The 18,723-nt window shown below is 32.3% G+C and carries 19 protein-coding genes; 2 read left to right on the top strand and 17 right to left on the bottom strand.

Annotated features, from left to right (window positions below):
• Positions 1-12: 12 nt before the first annotated feature.
• The 10 genes from ACT3CE_RS08890 to ACT3CE_RS08845 form a co-directional block, all read right to left on the bottom strand.
• Complete coding sequence (locus ACT3CE_RS08890; protein ID WP_444709416.1) at positions 13-189, bottom strand: hypothetical protein; 177 nt, start codon at positions 187-189, stop codon at positions 13-15.
• Positions 190-489: 300 nt separating this feature from the next.
• Complete coding sequence (glpK, locus tag ACT3CE_RS08885; RefSeq protein WP_444709415.1) at positions 490-1,989, bottom strand: glycerol kinase GlpK; 1,500 nt, start codon at positions 1,987-1,989, stop codon at positions 490-492.
• A gap of 29 nt (positions 1,990-2,018) precedes the next feature.
• Positions 2,019-2,372, bottom strand: a complete 354-nt coding sequence (locus tag ACT3CE_RS08880) for a PadR family transcriptional regulator (protein WP_444709414.1) — start codon at positions 2,370-2,372, stop codon at positions 2,019-2,021.
• Positions 2,373-2,471: 99 nt separating this feature from the next.
• The gene (locus tag ACT3CE_RS08875; protein WP_444709413.1) at positions 2,472-4,661 is read right to left on the bottom strand and encodes a DUF748 domain-containing protein; all 2,190 of its coding nucleotides are present in this window, start codon (positions 4,659-4,661) and stop codon (positions 2,472-2,474) included.
• Positions 4,662-4,780: 119 nt separating this feature from the next.
• A complete protein-coding gene (locus ACT3CE_RS08870; RefSeq protein ID WP_444709412.1) occupies positions 4,781-5,602 on the bottom strand; it encodes a mechanosensitive ion channel family protein in 822 nt (273 codons plus the stop codon).
• Positions 5,603-5,623: 21 nt separating this feature from the next.
• Complete coding sequence (locus tag ACT3CE_RS08865) at positions 5,624-7,141, bottom strand: OmpA family protein (RefSeq protein ID WP_444709411.1); 1,518 nt, start codon at positions 7,139-7,141, stop codon at positions 5,624-5,626.
• A 202-nt stretch (positions 7,142-7,343) separates the two neighbouring features.
• Complete coding sequence (locus ACT3CE_RS08860; protein ID WP_444709410.1) at positions 7,344-9,104, bottom strand: DEAD/DEAH box helicase; 1,761 nt, start codon at positions 9,102-9,104, stop codon at positions 7,344-7,346.
• Between the two features lie 175 nt (positions 9,105-9,279).
• Positions 9,280-9,678 (bottom strand): hypothetical protein, encoded by a 399-nt coding sequence (locus ACT3CE_RS08855; protein WP_444709409.1) that lies wholly within the window; start codon positions 9,676-9,678, stop codon positions 9,280-9,282.
• A gap of 134 nt (positions 9,679-9,812) precedes the next feature.
• A complete protein-coding gene (locus ACT3CE_RS08850; protein ID WP_444709408.1) occupies positions 9,813-10,409 on the bottom strand; it encodes a class I SAM-dependent methyltransferase in 597 nt (198 codons plus the stop codon).
• Between the two features lie 71 nt (positions 10,410-10,480).
• The gene (locus ACT3CE_RS08845) at positions 10,481-11,170 is read right to left on the bottom strand and encodes a hypothetical protein (RefSeq protein WP_444709407.1); all 690 of its coding nucleotides are present in this window, start codon (positions 11,168-11,170) and stop codon (positions 10,481-10,483) included.
• 270 nt (positions 11,171-11,440) lie between these two features.
• Here ACT3CE_RS08845 and ACT3CE_RS08840 point away from each other — a divergent pair, with 270 nt between their 5' ends.
• Positions 11,441-12,670: a carboxypeptidase-like regulatory domain-containing protein gene (locus ACT3CE_RS08840; protein WP_444709406.1), complete on the top strand. Its 1,230-nt coding sequence runs from the start codon at positions 11,441-11,443 to the stop codon at positions 12,668-12,670.
• A gap of 120 nt (positions 12,671-12,790) precedes the next feature.
• Here the strand turns inward: ACT3CE_RS08840 and ACT3CE_RS08835 are convergent, their stop codons facing one another.
• The 7 genes from ACT3CE_RS08835 to nusB form a co-directional block, all read right to left on the bottom strand.
• On the bottom strand, positions 12,791-13,210 hold the full coding sequence (locus tag ACT3CE_RS08835; protein ID WP_444709405.1) for a DUF5606 family protein: 420 nt from the start codon (positions 13,208-13,210) through the stop codon (positions 12,791-12,793).
• A 91-nt stretch (positions 13,211-13,301) separates the two neighbouring features.
• Positions 13,302-14,021, bottom strand: coding sequence for a TerB family tellurite resistance protein (locus tag ACT3CE_RS08830; protein ID WP_444709404.1), 720 nt, complete (start codon positions 14,019-14,021; stop codon positions 13,302-13,304).
• A gap of 139 nt (positions 14,022-14,160) precedes the next feature.
• On the bottom strand, positions 14,161-14,742 hold the full coding sequence (gene coaE / locus ACT3CE_RS08825; RefSeq protein ID WP_444709403.1) for a dephospho-CoA kinase: 582 nt from the start codon (positions 14,740-14,742) through the stop codon (positions 14,161-14,163).
• A 9-nt stretch (positions 14,743-14,751) separates the two neighbouring features.
• Positions 14,752-15,762, bottom strand: coding sequence for a CdaR family protein (locus tag ACT3CE_RS08820; protein WP_444709402.1), 1,011 nt, complete (start codon positions 15,760-15,762; stop codon positions 14,752-14,754).
• A gap of 50 nt (positions 15,763-15,812) precedes the next feature.
• Complete coding sequence (gene yajC / locus ACT3CE_RS08815; RefSeq protein WP_444709401.1) at positions 15,813-16,133, bottom strand: preprotein translocase subunit YajC; 321 nt, start codon at positions 16,131-16,133, stop codon at positions 15,813-15,815.
• A 61-nt stretch (positions 16,134-16,194) separates the two neighbouring features.
• Complete coding sequence (locus ACT3CE_RS08810; RefSeq protein WP_444709400.1) at positions 16,195-16,659, bottom strand: DUF1573 domain-containing protein; 465 nt, start codon at positions 16,657-16,659, stop codon at positions 16,195-16,197.
• Between the two features lie 123 nt (positions 16,660-16,782).
• Positions 16,783-17,733, bottom strand: coding sequence for a transcription antitermination factor NusB (nusB, locus tag ACT3CE_RS08805; RefSeq protein ID WP_444709399.1), 951 nt, complete (start codon positions 17,731-17,733; stop codon positions 16,783-16,785).
• 285 nt (positions 17,734-18,018) lie between these two features.
• Between nusB and ACT3CE_RS08800 the strand changes: the two genes are divergently transcribed.
• Complete coding sequence (locus tag ACT3CE_RS08800) at positions 18,019-18,420, top strand: DUF3276 family protein (RefSeq protein WP_444709398.1); 402 nt, start codon at positions 18,019-18,021, stop codon at positions 18,418-18,420.
• Positions 18,421-18,723: the final 303 nt, after the last annotated feature.

The following is an 18,723-nucleotide window of genomic DNA, read 5'->3' as shown; positions in this document are numbered from 1 at the left end:
CTGCTCTTAATGCTATAATTCTTTATCCCAATATTCCCAAATACTTCCGCTAGCCTCATCTTCATTTTGGTTTATTTTGTCTTTTTGTTCAACCAACAATTCCAAAAAAAAGGAATAAAGGCGGTTTCCCATTTGCACATCAAATTTTAAATCTTCCATAATAGTAATAAAAAATAAATCTGAATACATAGTACATTGCTTTACTATGTAGCTTTGTCAAAAAAAACGGAAGTATCTCTTCCTAGAGTTCGGCAACCAGATTAAATCTAATTACCTTGACGAACATTACAAAGCTAAATAAAATACTTAGTATTGCAAGGTGCATAGCAAAAGAATGTCTTATTTTAATTTAATCTAAACTCTAAACTTTAACCAAACCCCTTATATTCATTGGTATTTACACAAATACAAACGTTTTATTTTATTTATTTTAGAATAAAAAAGGCCATTTCTAAGAAGAAATGACCCAATTATTAAAACTTAAATATCTTACTCATCATTTGTATCAATCCAATTTTGAGAACGACTAACTGCTTTTTTCCAATATTTTTTTTGGTAATCCACCACTTCTTTATCCATTTTAAGATTAAACTTTTTATCTGGCTTCCAGTAGTCTTTTATTTCCTCAACACTATTCCAAAATCCAACAGCTAAACCTGCTAAATATGCAGCCCCAAGAGCTGTAATCTCTCTTATTTCAGGACGGACAACTTGTAATCCCAGATAATCAGCCTGATATTGTAATAAAGTATCATTTGCCATTAAACCACCACCTCTTAGCTGCTCAACCTTAATTCCAGCATCGGCCTCCATGGCTTTTAAAACATCCGAAGATCTGTGAGCAATACATTCTAAGGATGCACGTGCAATGTGTCCCACACTTGTTCCCATATTTAAGCCCCAAAACGTTCCTCTGGCATATTGATCCCAATAAGGAGCTCCCATTCCGGTAAATGCAGGTACAATATAAACGCCTCCATTATCTTTTTCTGTTAGTGCTAACTCTTCTATTTCTTCAATCGAATGAATCAGATTTAAACTATCTCTTAGCCATTGTACTACCGCACCACCGATAAAAACACTACCCTCTAATGCATAAGTCACTTTATCACCAATACTCCAGGCTATGGTCGTTATTAAATCATTTTTCGATACAACAGGCTTATCACCGGTATTCATTAAAATAAAACAGCCTGTGTTATAGGTATTTTTAACCATTCCCTTTTCAAAACAAGCTTGTCCAAATAAGGCTGCCTGTTGGTCACCACAAATTCCAGAAATTGGAATTTCATCACCAAACATCGATCTACGTGTATATCCGTGAACGGCACTAGAAGAACATACTTTAGGTAATATTGATTCTGGAATATCTAATAAATCCAGCAGTTCCTTATCCCATTGCAACTCCTTGATATTATAAAGCATTGTGCGACTAGCATTGGAAATATCAGTAATATGAAGTTCACCTTTTGTAAGTTTCCAAATTAACCAGGAATCAACTGTACCAAAAGCTAATTTTCCTTTTTCTGCTTTTTCTCTTGCTCCTTCGATATTATCAAGTAACCATTTTATTTTTGTTGCAGAGAAAAAAGCATCTAAGATAAGACCTGTTTTCTCTTTTATCGTATCTGAATATCCTCTGGCTTTTAAATCGTCACAAATGTGAGATGTTCTTCTATCTTGCCAAACAATTGCATTATTTATTGGTTCTCCAGTTTCTCTATCCCAAATAATTGTGGTTTCTCGCTGATTGGTGATTCCAAGACCTGCAATATTCTTTCCAGTTAATCCTGTTTTACGCAATACATCTTCAGCCACCGAAGCCTGTGAATACCAAATTTCTTTAGCATCCTGTTCAATCCATCCAGGTTTTGGGTAGTACTGTTCGTATTCCTTTTGAACCTGTGCAACTATTTCTCCTTTTTTATTAAAAAGAATTGCTTTCGAAATTGAAGTTCCCTGATCTAAGGATAAAATATAATCTTTCATTCCCTGGTTATTAATAGTTTTTACAGCCTTTACACACTCTCATTTATTCTTTTAATAGATAAATTTAGAGAATCAACATATTCACGCATCACCTCCAAATGAGAAATTCCTTCATTAGTAAGCTTGTAGTATTTTCTTGGAATTCCCGTATCCATTTCAGCCCACTCCGAAGTAACTAACTTCTCTTTTTTAAGTCGGTTTAAGAGTGGATAAATGGTTCCCTCAGCTATTTCCAAAGAAGTAAACTGATTCATCTCACTAATCAACTCATACCCGTAACAAGGCTTTGATCTTAACAATAACAAGATAATATATTCCAGAAGTCCTTTTTTAAATTGGGACTTCCATTTAGTTATAAAATATTCGTTTATTCCATTATTCATAATCTAACAAACTTATAAAAAAACACCTAGTTTTACAAGATACTTTATAAAAACAAATTCTAAGGAGAACAAAATCATTTTCTGATTATCATATTCAAATTATTTTAAGGATACCTCTACTCTATACTTAGGCTTTTTTTGTTGATTTGATAAATTTCTTAAATCAGCTGTTTTTAGTTCAAAATTATCTGTAGGTACCTGTAAACTATCTTTTAAGAAGATAGCCACTTCTTTATTTCTTTCAGTTAAGACAGAATCTAGCAAAGTATTTAACTTTAAATTTCCAAACAAATTATAGAACTTCTCTTTTAATGGTAAGGTGATTTGGAAATCATCTTGCTTATTAAATTCCTTAAAATCATTGTTTCCTTCTGCCCAACTAATAAAATCAGCACCAAATATCTCCAGCTTTTGTTGTTCGCTCGAGTTAAAGTATAGTTTGGAGCATTCTGAAATAACCAAAATATCCTTTTCTGCTTCACTATCTGTTTCCTGAGTAAAAGAAAATTTCAATTCTGGTTTTCGGGCAATTATATCCGCAATAGCTCTAAGTGTTTTTATCTCTTTCTCATTTAATTTAGTTTGAGAATATTTAAATGTCATTTCCTGAATACTCTCTGGATTTGTTCCTGTCAAACTTCCTAAAATACCAAAAGGTTTAGTCGCAGTTTTTAGCAAAAAATTCATTACAGTCTTCCAAATTATTTTTCCCAATTTAAAATCTGGATCCTTTGGGTTTCCTGAAACTGGCAAATCAAAATTAATTTGATCATTCTTATCTTTTAACAAATACAAAGCCAAACGAACAGGTGCTTTAATCGTATTTGGATCCTTAGTTTTATCTCCAAAATCAAATTCAGAAATGTTAATTTTATTTGTATTTACCAGTTGCTTTGGCTGCATAACAATACTACAATCGTAATTAAATTCTCCTTGAGTTATTGGTCTGGCTATATAAAATTCGGTATAGGGAGAAAAACTCATCAACTCAAGTCCCTCAACTTTACCATTAAATTTAAAATCATGAGCATTCTGTAAACTAAAGGTCATTTTCCCTTTAGAATGTCCTCCTCTATTTAAGTCAATAGAATAATTCAAAGGAATTTTATTTGCTTGATCTGTTATTTTACCAATATTTAGCTGGATATCATTAATATCATAAACAAATTTTCGATTTAAAGTATAATCGGAAAACTCTACAAACCCTTTATTTACACTAATACTATCGATAGAATAAAATAATTCACTATCGGAATGCATGCTTGTATCTGTTTCCACATTTACCGAATCAGCTTTTAATACCGGTGCAAATATCGATTCAAAATTATTTGTCTCTTTAAATAGTGCGGCATATACTTCTGGCTTTAGAAGACTTATCTTTCCAATTTCGTAATGCGAAGAATTTAGGTTTATTGAATCCAGTTCGACACTTACCGACTGGCTGGCCAAAAACTTTTTCCCATCTGTATCTTTTAAACTAAAATCATTCATTTCGGTATTCCCTTTCAAGAACACATCCATAAAATTAATCATACTTCCATTAATTTTAATCTGTGTATTCAGCTTACCCTGCACTTCAGAAACAAGCATATAATCTTTTAAATAAGCAACAAAAGGACTAACATCAACCGATTTCACACCTAGATTAACAATATATCTCTGCTTTGCATGGTTTACATTTGCATTTATAGAAACGACTCCTTCTTCGCCCAAAGAAAAATTCACTCCCATTTCTGACTTCTTATTATTCCAGGCTATTAGTGGAAGTTCCAAATTTATCTTATTTAGATCAAGATTATTACTTTTCAACTTGTCGTGATAAGTGATATAACCATTTTTAAATTTAATATCGTAGATTGAAAATTTTAAACTCGAATCTTCTTTATTTGAATCTATACTATCTGTTGCGGTAATATCTGTAGCCAGCAAATCATCAAAATTAAAACCATTTGTGTTCTGTTCTACCGATAGTTTTAAGCCATCGAGGTGAATTTGAGAAATGGAATATTCTCCTGAAATCAATTTCCAGGGTGAAATATTAACATACAATTCATTAAATGACAAAAATTCATTTTTACCATTCTGTTCATATAACTTAAATCCATTAACACGTGCCGACACTTTTGCATAGTTAAAATGCAAATCTGCGATTACTAACTTTCTCCCGATTAATTCCATAGAATTTCTTTCTATGTAACACTTTACTATTGAGGATAGAAAAAAGAAAAACAAAACTAATACTGTAATAAGAGAAAGGAATATTACTTTTTTCCTTGACAAATACTTCATAAATAAAAATTAAAATAACTCAGCAAATCTATATATAATAATTACATTATTTTATTTTTATAATGCGAAAAGCATAAAAAAAGGAGGCTTTCGCCTCCTCTATAATTAACCCCAAATTATTAATGATTATAAATATGAACATCTCTTTGTGGGAAAGGAATCCCGATTTCATTTTTATCAAATTCTTTCTTAACAGTTTCCTGCATATAAAAATATACTTCCCAATAATCAGCTGCATTAACCCAAGCTCTAACTGTAAAATTAACTGAACTATCTGCTAACTCGGAAAGAGCTATAAAATGAGCAGGATCTTTCAATACTTTAGGATGATTTGCCAATAATCCTTCTAATATTCCTTTAGCTTTATCAATATCATCGGTATAACCAATACCAAAGGTCATATCAACCCTACGAGTTGGCTGAGTAGAATAATTAACCATCGAGCTGGTTGATAATCCACCGTTAGGAATTATTATTGTTTTATTATCAAGCGAAAGCATAATTGTATTAAACAACTGAATCTCTTTCACAACTCCAAGAAAACCTTGAGCCTCTAGAACATCACCAACTTTAAAAGGTTTAAAAATTAATATCATTACTCCTCCAGCAAAGTTTTGTAAAGTTCCTGATAATGCCATACCTACAGCTAAACCCGCGGCACCTAATATTGCAATAAAAGATGTCATTTGCACACCAATCATTCCAATAACCGAAATAACCAACATAACTTTAAGTAAAGCCGATAGTAAACTAATAATAAATGGCTTTAAAGTGGCATCCATTTCTTTTTTATCCATCAATTTACCAACTCCTTTGGCAATTAACTTAATAACCCACAATCCAATTATTAACGTAATAATAGCTAACAATAATTTTGGAGCATACTCCATTGCCATAGTCCATAATTGATCGGACTTGCTAAAAATCATATCCATATTCATGTTCTTTATATTTAATAGTTTCTATTTAATAAATAATTCAAACTCAACTCTTCTATTTAATGCTCTACCCTCTGCGGTTTTATTATCGGCAATTGGATTTACCTCTCCAAAGCCTTTTGCAGTGATTTTAGATGCCGAAATTCCTTTTGAAATAAGGTAAGCTTTTGTTGCTTGCGCACGCTTATCACTTAATTTCAAATTCATATCATCTTTACCCTGGCTATCGGTATAACCAGATATTTTTAATGAATAAGCAGGATAATCGTTCATTATCTCAACAACTTCGTCTAATCTTTTTTGAGATCTGGCAGTTAATACATCTCTTCCTGAAGAGAAATTAACATTTTTAGCAGCGAATTCTAATTCTTTTTGTACTTCCGCTTTAACTTCAGGACAGCCATAATTACTAGCCGGTCCAGCTATTTCAGGACACTTATCTTCCTCATTAACAACTCCATCTTTGTCGTTATCTAGAGCACAACCAGAAGCGTCTACTTTATAACCTGCTTTGGTGTTTGGACATTTATCCTTGGCATCAGCTACACCATCACCATCAGAATCAGGACAGCCATTTAAGGATTTCAATCCTTTCACATCAGGACATTCGTCTTCAGAATCCTGTACTCCATCTCCATCGGTATCAGGACAGCCATTAAATTGAACCTCTCCTTTTACATCAGGACACTTATCATTTTTATCAGAAACACCATCCCCATCAGAATCAGGACAACCATTCAGCATAGGATCTCCTGCTAACATTGGGCAATCATCCTTATAATCTGCCACACCATCGCCATCGGAATCTAGTGGACATCCATGCTTATCTACTGCAACTCCGTCTGGAGTATTAGGACAATCATCGCGATTATCGGAAACACCATCGCCATCAGCATCGGCAGATTTACCAAAGTTGTAAATTACACCAATGGTGTTATGCATAAATTTATCATTGTAACTTTCGGCATCTCTTTGTTTATTTTTATATCCATCATACTTATCACTAAGCGGATAAAAAATACCTGTTTCAAGAGCAACACTCCATCTATCATCGATACGGATGTTTAAACCAGCTGCATAGTAAAAATTTAAATTATCGTAATTCTCATCGAAATTTCCACCAAAAATTTTCCCTTCGGTATTGGCATAGGTATAACCAAAACCACCAACTAAAAATGGTGATATACGTGCATCTTCTTTTAAGAAATAACCATTATTAAATTTGTATTTCAGGTTTAGGTTGGTGTTAATTAACCAATCATCGAAATTCCCAAGAGCTCCTTCAGATTCCACATTAAAAACACTCAAACGAAATACTGCATCGAAAGAAGGATTTAAGTAACGGCCCAGTGTAGCGGACCCAATCATAGGTTCTGTATTGCCAAAATCCCAGAAATCATTAGCAATATCACCTTTATAGTCATTAAAATTTAAATAGAGACCTACGCCCCATTTCCGATCTGCATTTTGTGCTTTTACAATATAAGCAGACAGCATTACACACAATACGAGCAATGCGGTTCTCATGTAGATTTTTCTCATAGCATATTTTTTAGGTAAAATGTATTCATAACAAATACCTCTTCAGGCATTCACTAGACTAAATTTAAATAAAAATATGCATATAATAAAACCTATACATCATTAATTATATGTAATTTATAAAAACAAACAACATTCGTATTATTATATATTATAAACAGTATAAATAAAATATCAATTTAACAAGTAAAAAAAAGGAAGCTTACGCTTCCTTTCTTTTTCTGTCATAAAATCTTTTCCCATCGCTTTTTCCTCTGCGATCTTTAGAGGAATCTCTTCGGTATCCGCCTCTATCTCTACGATCACCTCTGTCTCGATCGCCACTTCTGGAACGTCCCTTTCGGTGACTACTTTCTGTTGGTCGGTCGCCCGAAACTTCAATTCGAATTTTTCGGCCCCCAATAACAGCACCTGCAAATCCTTTTATAATTTCATCGGTAAATCCTTTTTCAACATCAAAGAATGAAAAAACACCTTTCAAATCTACTCTACCAATGTTCTTTCCTCTAACACCACATTGTTTGTGAATTAAATTTAAAAGACGAGGTACATCGATACCATCTTTTTTACCAACATTAATGAACATACGGTCTTCACCACTTCCATCATCTCTTTTGGCTCTTCTCTGTGTTGTTGATCTAAGATTTAAATCATCAGCATTTTTATAATAATCCCAAAATCGACTAAATTCCAACGATACAAATCTCTTAATAAGATCTTCTCGACTTAAACTTTCCAATTTCTCGTTAATTCCTTCGATAAATGGAGCAATTTCTTCTTCTTCAACTTCAACTTCATTCACACGGTGCATGAATTTCATCAATTGTCTTTCGCAAACATCTTTTCCCTGAGGAATTTTAACTTGCTCGAAATCGGTCTTTAATCTTCTCGAAAGATCTTTTACTTTACGTTCCTCTCTTGGAGTAACCAAAGCAATAGAGATACCTTTTTTACCAGCTCGGGCAGTACGACCACTTCGATGAGTATAGAATTCTAACTCATCTGGCAACATATAATGAATTACGTGTGATAAATCGTCAACATCGATACCACGAGCAGCTACATCGGTAGCAACCAATAATTGTAATGAACGATTTTTAAAATTACGCATTACTCTGTCGCGCTGAACCTGAGTTAAGTCTCCATGTAAAGCATCGGCATTGTATCCATCCTTCATTAATAATTCGGCAACTTCCTGTGTTTCCTTACGGGTTCTACAAAAAATAATACCAAAAATATCAGGATAAAAATCGACAACCCGTTTCAACACATTGTAACGATCTCGATTATTCAATAAATAATATTGATGCTCAATATTTTTATTGGTAGTATTAGCCTTTCCTACTGTTACTTCGGTAGGATCAGTCATGTAATTTTTAGAGATTCGTCGAACTTCTGGTGGCATAGTTGCAGAAAACAACCAAGTCACTTTTTCTTCGGATGTAGAGGCCAGGATATCATCAATATCCTCCTTAAATCCCATGTTCAACATTTCATCCGCTTCATCAAGAATTAAATATTCTACTGCAGATAAATTAACAGCCCTCCGTCTAATAAGATCAAGAAGACGCCCTGGAGTAGCAACAATTACGTGTGCTCCTCTTTTTAATTTTCGAATTTGCTCGTCAATACTCGCACCCCCGTAAACATTAACAACATTCAAGTTTAAGATATTCTTCGAGAATGTCTTAAGATCGTCTGCAATTTGGATTCCCAATTCCCTTGTAGGGGATAGAATCAAAGCTTGCGGTGTTTTTACCTTTGGATCGATAAGCTCGAGCAATGGTAAACCGTAAGCCGCCGTTTTTCCTGTTCCTGTCTGAGCCAAACCCACAAAATCGGATCTTCCGTCTAGAAGAATCGGGATAGCTTTTTCTTGAATAGGAGTTGGGGTTTCGAAGCCTAATTCGGAAATAGCTTCTAGTATGGCCTTCGACAGGCCAAGATTTTCAAATGAATTCATTCTATAAAATTTATGAGCCGCAAAGGTAGTAATTTAAATAGGAAGTATTGCCTATTTATTTATAGAATGATGCAATTAAAATTACATTTTATAAAAAGCTGATTTTGAATTAGCTAAAAACAAAAAAAACCGTTTCAAAATAAGAAACGGTTTATGTTATATTTACTTTACATCATTAGTGTTTTACCAGCATAAATACCAGTTCGGATTTAATAACCGAAGGCATTTCAATTTTTCGTAGATCCAGACTTTTTATCCAGCCTTCAATTTCTTTCTCTTTTAAACTGTACAACACCTCTCGAAACTCATCAATCTGGTCATCATTATAATCATTTTCTTCGAAGTTTTTATAGGCATCTAAATCTTCATCTTCGTAATAAATAATCTCCTCCGACAATTTATTTAATAAATCGGTTTCGCAGATTTCATGAGCACCACAACATTCCTCCAGTGGCTCTGATGATTCTTCTATATCTTCACTTACCCCTTTTTTTGATCTCAGATACTGACCAATCCATGTTACCAGAAATGCTATTACAGCAATTATTACCAGTGATATCAATAAAACTTTCATGAATACAAAGCTAAAAATTCAGATCTAATAAATCAAAATATACAGATGTAAGTTTTATTATTTACTAACATCATCATTAAAACAACTACGATATTCTTTTATAAAGCACAATGCACTTAAAAAATTACAAAGCACTACTTTTTATGGCCAACAAAACGAATTACCATGGCTTTTCCCTGATGTAATTCTCCTTCATCCAAATCTATTTCTATTTCATGCAGGCAAATAGGCTGAAAATCAGTAAAATCTCTTTCAATCTCAGATATATCATAAAGCATATTCTCATTCTGTGGTCCTCCAGAATTTCTTCCCAATTGTTTTTTAGAAAACACCTCCATAATAAGATAACCATTTTCACGAACTGAATCAGATATAAAACGATGTGACTTCAATCTATCTTTCTTAGTCAAATGCAGATAAAATACGCCTACAGCATCAAAAGTCTCAGTCGAAACTGGAAGATTTAAGATATCGGCCTGAAAATAATTTGCTTTTTGTTTATGTAAATCCAAAAATAATTTGGCATTATCTACTGCTTGCTGGCTATAATCAAAGGCATCAACCTGCCAAGATTGTTTAGCTGCAAATACTGCATTTCTACCTTCGCCTTCACCCGGCAATAATATTCTACCCGGTGTAAGCTTAAGCAATTCCTTTTTAAAAAATTCATTAGGCTTAATTCCATAAATATTTTTCGATTCACAATATCTTTCATCCCATTTCTCTTTCATCGATTGACTGCATTAAATTACAAAACCACAAATCGTAAAATTTGTGGTTCTTATATTATGTTTATTCAGATTTACTTTCCTCCAATAGCCTTCTCGTATTCTTTTTTATATAAATTCAACTGGTTGGTTAATCTTTCGATTTCCTCTTCGTTTTTAGATTTTACCTTACGCAACCAACTAAGCTTGCCATCTTTTTCTTCAATTAGCTTTTTAAGCTTACCAATTTCAACATCCTTTTGTGAAACAATGGCAGCTATTTTCTTTTTCTCAGTTTCCATTTTTTTCTTATCCCACTCCGCTTCAACACCTGCTGATTTTAGGTCTTGTGTAAGTTTCGCCGATTCTGATTTTAGATCTTGAATTTGTGCTGTCATATCAGCAATTAAAGCTTCGTTACTGGTATTCTGATTAATAACATTATTGTATTTTTCAAGAGTTTCGTCTAATCGTGTTTTTAACGCAGTCGTATCCGAAGATAATCCCATTAATTCTGTACTTAGCTCATCGATTTCAGTATTTTTCATGGCATTACTTTCAGCCATGCTATTTTTCATTTCATTAAATTCAGCCAATGTAAGATCCAGCTTTGAATTTAATTCACCAAGTTGTTTCTTCTTTTTCGAATTTTCTTTATCGAGAGCAGCAACTTTGGCATCACTTCTGCGCTTAGCATATTCTAACTCTTCATACTTCTTTTTCGATACAACACATGAGGTAAGCATTAAAGATGCCATAGATAAAACGAACAATTTATTTCTCATAGAATATTTTTTTTAATCAATGTATAAGTTCCAGTTCACAATTAGAACTGAAATACAAGCGAAGATATTTCTTATTCAACAAAAAATAAATAAATCGGCTTAAAATTTAACATTTTTTAAAGCAAAAGCCACTCTATTCACTTTTCTTGGAATGATATTAACATATCTTTGTATAGATTAATGTAAATATAATTATCATTTTTATAAAATTATAGTTTGGCAAACAAATTGATAGTTTGAAAACAACGAATCAAAAATAAACTACATATTATGCGAAAAATATCTCTACTAAGTCTGACTCTGCTACTTTTCACGATTGTGGGATTTGCTCAGGAATCAGAGAATAAGGAAGAAAAAGCAAGTATTATTCGAATTATTGGTAAACTTACTAATATACAAAATCAGGAACCTATTGCTTTTGCCAATGTGGGTGTAGTAGGTTCTTATATTGGTGCTGCTTCGAATTTGGATGGAATTTTCGAATTTAAAATTCCTGAAAAATACAGCGACAAATCAATACAGGCCTCGGCTGTGGGCTATTCTACCTTTACAGCTAAAATTAGCGAATGTATAAATACCGACACCTTATACATTGAATTAACTCCTAAAAACTATAATATTGGTGAAGTAGAAATAATGGCAGAATCGCTGGTTCTACAAAAAAGAATAAAAACAGCAAACGAACGCATTCCTCAAAACTATTTACAAACACCGTTTAACTACGATGTATATTATCGTTCGGAGAAATTAGAAAACAATAAACTAAGTCGATTAAGAGAAGCTGCCGTAAGAATTTATGACAATAAAGGTTACCAAAGAGCAGATGCGTATCAAGTATTTAAAGAACGTGGTTATAAATTTCTTCAGGTTCGTAAAAACTTCGAACCAGCATCCCTAGCCGACGGTTCTACCTACTTAGATGAATTACTAGAAATGGATATTGTTCGCAGCCGTGGTAATGTTCTAAATGGAAATCACATTAGTTTTTACGATTTAAAACTAGATCAGATTACTGAATATGAAAACGATTCTATTTGGGTAATTAGCTATAAAAGTAAACGCCCAATACTAAGTAACACTGGAGATTACTATGCTAAAAGTTATTCTGGCAAAATCTATATTAAAATAAAAGACTATGCTGTTATTAAAAATGAAACACATGTAGTAGCCAGCAATTACTCCCCTCAGGGAAGAAGTTTTTACGTAAACGAAGATCGCCAAAAATGGAAGCCATTAAAAATTGAATACGATTTTAGTGTCACCTATAAACAACACTCCGGCAGATACTATCTAAGTTATGTAACCTATAAGCGTCATCACGAACTAAAAGAAAAGGCCAGTGGCACTATAAAAGCATTGGATATTAATACCGAAATGTTGATTACAAAAATTAACACAACAGCTCCGGAAGCAATAGATAAGAGGTCTTATTATGAAAATATGCCTTACGATAAAAACTTTTGGGAATCGTATAACATCATTTTTGACGGCGAGAAATAGAAGAGGCGAAAGCCTCTTTTTTTATGCTTAATTTTAGTCGTGATAATTTAATTGTTGCAATAAAATTAAGCATAAAAAAACCGCCTGATCAGGCGGCTAAATATTTTGTAGATTTAAAATCTATTTTTCAGTGTTTTCAACTTGTTCTTCCTCTTTATCAAGATTTTCCAATAAATTATTTTCCTGTAATAAATTATACCATTGGAAAACTTTCTTCATATCAGAAACATAAACACGATCTTCGTCATAATTCGGAAGAACTTTGGCCATATAAGCTTTAAGTTCATTCCCAGAAGCTTTGTGACTAATTGCTTTTCCACCGTTTTCTTTTTCTTTAATACTCTTAAAAACCTCAGCTAACTGCACATCACCTTCGTCGGTAAAAATTGCAATATCTTCTAAAGCACTTATTTTTGAAGTAGCGTAAGCTGGCATGCGTTTTTTATCAACCAATGATTCTACGATTAATGCATTTTTAGCATTAGACACCATTTTAAAAAGACCTGCATGTCCTGATATAGCTAATATTCCTTTCAACATATTTTCAATTTTTAATTTGGAAGCACAAATTTATAATTCCATTGGATTTTATAAAACTATTTGGTAAAAAATAGTCAAAATAAAAGGTTTATTATGCAAATCCTCTCTCTTTTTTAATTTGTTCGAAAGCCTCGCTAACTTTTTGAAACTTTTCTTTGGCTGCATTTTGAACATCTTCGCCCAAATAACTCACCTTATCTGGATGATATTTAACAGCCATTTTTTTATAGGCTTTTTTCACTTCATCATTACTTACATCTTTGCTTAGACCCAATATCTTGTAGCTGACATCGGTATCTTGAACAAACATCGATTTTATAGAAGAGAAATCTGCTGATTGAATACCCAGATAATATGATATTTTATCAATAAGATTTTGTTCTGCTGTAGAAATAGAACCATCGGCCTGCGCAATTCCAAATAAGAAATGCATTAATTGCAAACGCGATGAATAATCTAAATTGGCTTGTATTTGTCTACAAACATCATCTACCTGAATATTCTGCTTTAAAATATCTTTCAACATTGTTGTTGCATCTGCAGCTCTACCAGGCCCAAAACTTCGAACCAAATAAGTTTTCACATAATCCAATTCAGAACGAAGAACTTTTCCATCGGCTTTCATAACTGCTGCAACAAGCACCAATAAACTCATTACAAAATCACCCTGACGGGTATTTCCTGCTTTTCTTCCAGTCTCAATCTCTACTGTATCAAAAGCAGAACCTACTAAATATCCTAAAACCCCACCTATTGGACCTAAAAAAGCCCATCCTAAACCACCAGCAATCCATTTTCCGTATTTACCCATATTCTGGTACTATATTTTAATTATTTTTTTGATTTTTTTAATCTTTAAAAGAAGGATAAAGATAATTTAATTTTAAAAAACTTCAGATAAATCGTAGAAAGTTAACAAAGTTTAACAGCTTTTAAAGCCATATAGAATCTTACTTTCGCAAGTATTTATCGATCTTAATTATTTGAGGAATTAGAAATTCTGAATTGTTATAGATAACAAAGTCGGATTTCTGAATTTTATCTTTTTCAGGAATCTGATTCTTCATTCTAGCAGTCACCAAATCGGCACTTACATTATCACGTTTCATGACCCGAGAAATTCTAATATTCTCATCGGCAGTAATGCATATAATTTTATCAAAATTTTTATACAATCCTGTGTCAAATAATATTGCCGACTCTTGAATTACATAAGGAAACTCTGCCTTTTGCTTACACCAATCTACAAAATTACTACGCACCACAGGATGCACAATGGCATTTACTTCCTGCAGAGCTTCAGGTTTATGAAAAATAATATTGGCCAGGTACTTTCTATTTAATGTAGAATCTTTAGTATAAACTTCGGCTCCAAATTTTGCAAGTAACTGTTCTCTGATAATAGAATTAGAATTCATTAATTGCCTGGCCTCTAAATCGGAAACATACACAGGAATCCCCAGCATTTTAAAAAACTTAGCAACAATAGACTTGCCTGTCCCAATCCCTCCTGTTAATCCAACTTTAAGCATGATAATAAATTATTGAATAGACTTACGTTTCTCGATAAGAAAAGAAACACTTTGCGGATAGAATCTCACATTCGAAATAAAATCGGGACTTCTTTTTAACTCTATTTTTAATTTGTTAACCTCTCCTTTTGCAGCGGTTTCGTAGTTAACTCTTAAATCAAAATAATCCTCGGTTATGGTTTCATATTTATTCATCCCTACAAAGTACGACATCTTTACATCTCCCGGAAACAATCGTAAAATCATCGAGTCGGGTAAATTATCAACTTTAATAGGTACTATTTTCTGAGCTTCGGTAAATCGCACTACCGGAACCGTAACCTTTACTTTTGCAGGTAAAACTTCAAGCCCATCTGTTATCAAAATATCAATATTTTGTTGGGTTGTTTTTTTCAAATTGGTAAGCACCATATTCTCTGTTTCGGCAACAAAAACAGAATCTAAAATTGCTCCGGCTCCTTTAACCAATACACTATCGGGTTCTATAAAAATCGATTCTTTTTGCATAAATTGCTGAGCATAATCGATAGAAGAATTTAATTTTACAGGAATTTTTTTCTTTACAATTGGCGAAAAATGAAAATGTATGGTATCGGGACTAATGCTAAGCAGTTGAATTCCCGACGACAGCTCTCTTTCCAAACGTTTTGTTATTCCAGATGTAACTAAAGGGTATGCATTAAGAGAATGATTAATTCTAGATTTAGTATACTTATTAACATCAAAAGGGTTTGATAAAAAAGCCGTGCTTAATTTATATCTCAACAAATCAAAACCATAAGCTTGCACACGCAAATCGAGTTGAGCAGGAAGCTCATCAACTAAAACCTTCTCTTTAGGTAGGTTAATATAATTTACAGGATAATTAATACTTGTAGTATATTCTTTACTAAGAGCATTTAAAAACCAAAAAATTGTAGATAATGCAACAAAGAATAAGTATGCTAACAATTTCTTGTTCGATTTAATTTTCTCTTTATCGAAAAATTCTTTTAGTTTCTGAAAATCAAAATTATCCAAAATTAAAGTATTTAAAAGAAACTGTGCCCCAAAGGACACAGTTAAGTTTTTTATTTTTGAGCTACATCACCCATATCTTTTACAACCGCTGCTTTATCAATTTTCAAACGGTTTTGTCCTTCTACTTCCATAATAATTACGCGCTCCTGAATTTCAAGAACTTTTCCGTAAATACCTCCTGTAGTAACAATTTTGTCTCCTTTTTTTAATTCCTCACGAAATTTTTTCATTTCTTTTTGTTTTTTCATCTGAGGACGAATCATAAAGAAATAAAATACCACGATAATTGCACCAAGCATAATAAAAGATCCATAAGGACTTTGTCCTTCTGCTGGCTGAGCCATCAATAAGATGTTTAACAAATTATTCATTTCAATTCAAAATTTAATGGTCTTATCGACCGATTTATTATATAATTACAAAATCTTTAGTTCATTTTATCTGAGCAGTAATGTAAAGCTTTTTTTCTCTTTTTAATGTATTTGCATACAATGTAATTACTTTATACTGCCTACCACTTCTACCTTCCGAATCAAATTCGATTGTTATTTTCGATTCCGCTCCCGATTTTATGGGGTTTTTCTCCCAATCTACATTGGTACATCCGCAGCTACTTTCAATATTCGAAATAATTAAATCGCGGCCTCCAATATTTTTAAAGTAAAACTCACAAACTCCAATTTCTCCTTCCGAAATCTCTCCAAATTTATGTATTTCTTTAGTAAACTCAAATTTAGGATATACAGAACTATCTGCAATTAAAAAATGCCCCAACTTACTATTTCCTTTTTTACTTTTTAAATCGCCTGAACATTGCAAAGAAAATATCGCAAATAAAAATAAAATTAGGTATGCTGCTATAGATACAATATTATTTCGTTTTTCTTGTCTTTTCATTTAATATTTAATAAAGCTCGAAAATACTAAAATTTGTTATACACGCCACAGTTTATCTCTAAAAACAAAGGGTACGTAAAAGTTTAACTTTACGCACCCTTTGTAAATATTATATGAGTATATCTATTTTTCTCCTACTAATCCTCTACCAACTTTTTTCACACTTCCGTTATCCTTGAGCTCTCTTACCAATTTATCCAATATTCCATTGATAAAATTACTACTATTAGAAGTACTATAAAACTTAGCAATCTCAAGATATTCGTTAAAACTAACTTTTACAGGAACACTTGGAAACTCCTTGATTTCGGTAAGTGCCAATTCCATTATCAGAATATCCATAAAAGCAATTCTTTCCAACTCCCAATTTTTAGTATTCTTTTGTATCAACTCAACATGTTCGGAGTGATTAACTATAGCCTTACGAAACAAGTCTCTCACATAGGTTTCATCTTCTTTATCCTTAAATAAAGACATAATTGAAACATCCTGGTCGTCGCCTTCCTTAAAGGATTTTATCGTTTTTAATACCATGCTAATGATAAACTCAATTTCATCATTCCAATAAATACTTTTTTCTTCCATTAAAGAATAAAAGTCATCATCGGTAGCTAGCAAGTTTATAAAAAATTTCTCTACAAATTTTTTATCTTCCTGATAAGAAATCGTATCAGAATTCATATAATTAATATACAACTCAGAATTAATCAACTTATCAAACAATACCCTAATAAAATCTTCCTGATCATCCCAGGTAATTGTATTTGAACTAGCATAAGCTTTAAGCTGCACATTGTTAGCCAATTGCTTAATTATTACATTGTCAATAAACTTTGTGTTTGGATTTAAATCCTCCTGGGTAGGAATAATTTTCTCTCTAGCAGTCTCTATCTTCCTTTCGGCAACAAATGCCAACTCTACAATCAGCAGAAGCAGGTAATGATACAAATCGTATGCTTTTCCTACACTAAAAAACAATTCTTTTTCAGCCTTTGCAATTGTGCGATCCTGATTTTTATAATAAGCATACAGCAATTGCAGCACTTTCACTCGAAGTAATCTTCTACTAATCATATCCTTAAAGAACTTTACAAATTTATTATTGTGGGTGCAAATTTAGCTTTTTTTTATTTGCTGGCAAGCATTCGGCCGTTTTTAAACAAATAATTCTCGAGTAATGCTTGTTTTGTTTTACATATAACAAAACAATCATATTCAAACACATCCGAATGAAAAGGTTTGCATACTGATTTTAAATAACCAATTCCTGCTCAATAAATCTACAATTCATAACAATTAGTACATATATTTTTTTATTTTTGAAAGCTAGAAAACAGAATAAATAAAAATTTATTTGAAATGGAAGGTTACGATAAAAAGGAAGGATTTGGAAAAAACAACCGCGAAGAAATATTTTCTAATGCGGTAAGGGCTGGGAAAAGAACGTACTTCTTTGATGTAAAAGCAACAAGGAAAAACGATTACTATTTAACAATTACTGAAAGCAAGAAACGCTATGAAAAAGACGGTAGCTTTTCTTTTGAAAAACACAAAGTTTTTTTATACAAAGAAGATTTCGATAAGTTTTCTGATGGCTTATTGGAAGCTTTAGATTTTATCAGATCATCGAATCATGAAATGATAGAATCAGAAGAAACTGATTTTTCTTCAAAAACAAATCATCTTGAAAAATCTGAACTAATTGAAGGACTTGAAACCGAGGCCTTTTCAAACTTAGAATTTGAAGATTTATCAGAATAAAACAAAATCTCATTTCCTAAAAAAAGCTGCTATTTTAGCAGCTTTTTTTGTTTCTATTATTTTCGTGCATAAAATCAGTAAAAACTACTATTTTTGCAGACGGACATATTTTTATTAAGTCTAAAGATAAGAAACAACAATCTACACAATTCATTTCTTAAAAGTACAAAATACCTAAATATGGGGATTGTGTATCATTGAGAATTCATATACGTTTGACTATTATTTTAACAGGTAATCCAGAAGCAAAATGTATCGGTAAAAATGAATTGTTAATGGATGATTTTCAGCTAAACATTTGTT

It is taken from the genome of Marinifilum sp. RC60d5, from assembly GCF_052400665.1.
GTDB lineage: Bacteria > Bacteroidota > Bacteroidia > Bacteroidales > Marinifilaceae > JBQTGK01.
Note: the sequence above shows the minus strand (reverse complement) of the source record. Positions and strands in the feature narration are given on the sequence as shown.